This is a genomic window from Mesorhizobium sp. M5C.F.Ca.IN.020.32.2.1 (assembly GCF_004023105.1).
GTDB classification, from domain to species: Bacteria; Pseudomonadota; Alphaproteobacteria; order Rhizobiales; family Rhizobiaceae; genus Mesorhizobium; species Mesorhizobium wenxiniae.
Genome location: NZ_RZSX01001406.1, coordinates 1 through 929 on the forward strand (window position 1 = coordinate 1; position 929 = coordinate 929).

A 929-nucleotide genomic window follows, 5' to 3' on the forward strand; every position below is an offset into this window, starting at 1 on the left:
GCCCAGGGGTGTGCAGTGATTTGCGATAAGGCGCTCAGTCGATGAATTCCACCGTGACGCCCGGCGAGACGATTTTTGCCAGTTCGCGCGCGTCCCAATTGGTCAGCCGCACGCAGCCATGGCTTTCGGTTTTGCCGATCTTGGAGGGGTCAGGCGTGCCGTGAATGCCGTAGGTCGGCTTGTCCAGCGCAATCCAGACCGAGCCGACGGGGCCGTTCGGACCCGGCGGGATGGTCAGGATCTTGTTGTTTTCGCCCTGCTTGAAATTTATGTTCGGATTGTAGGTGTAGTTCGGATCTAACGCGACCCGCGACACCGCATGCGTGCCGGTGGGCGAAGGCGTGTCCGCCGAGCCGATGGTGGCTGGATAGGCCGCGATTAGCTTGCCCGACGCGTCATAGGCGCGGACCTGCTTCTTGCCCTTGTCGGCGATGATGCGCGCCACCGGCTCCGCCACCAGCCTGCCGAAATTGGCGACCTTGATGATCGTGCCTGGACGGTTGAAATTGGCTTCCGGATTGAGCGCCTTCAGATAGTTCTCGTCCATATGGAACCGCTCGGCCAGCGCTTCGGTGACGGAGGTGTAACTCAGCCGGTCGAGCTGCGCCTTCTGGCCGTAGTCTTCCGGCACCGAGGCGACATAGGGGCCGGCCGCATCCTCGGGCGTGATGCTGTAGGAGGCGAAGGCATCGCCGCCGGACTGCTCAAGGGCTGCCTGGATGCCGACCACATCGGTCGACCGCAGATTGCTGCCGGTGATCTCGTTGTAGGCGGCGAGCGCCTTGTCGACATTCGAGCCGAAGCGTCCGTCGACGACGCCGGGCGAGGCGCCGGCGCGGTCGAGCAGCACTTGCAACGCGGCGACATCCTGGCGCGCACCGAGTGAAAGCGACGGATCAGTGGCAGTCTTGCCGCCGATCTTTGGGGGC

1 protein-coding gene is annotated in these 929 nt (G+C 63.7%); it reads right to left on the reverse strand.

The genetic code is table 11. The features are described 5' to 3' along the window. Positions 1 to 34: 34 nt before the first annotated feature. On the reverse strand, positions 35 to 929 hold an 895-nt coding region (locus EOA86_RS36370; RefSeq protein ID WP_164892396.1), incomplete at its 5' end, for a L,D-transpeptidase family protein.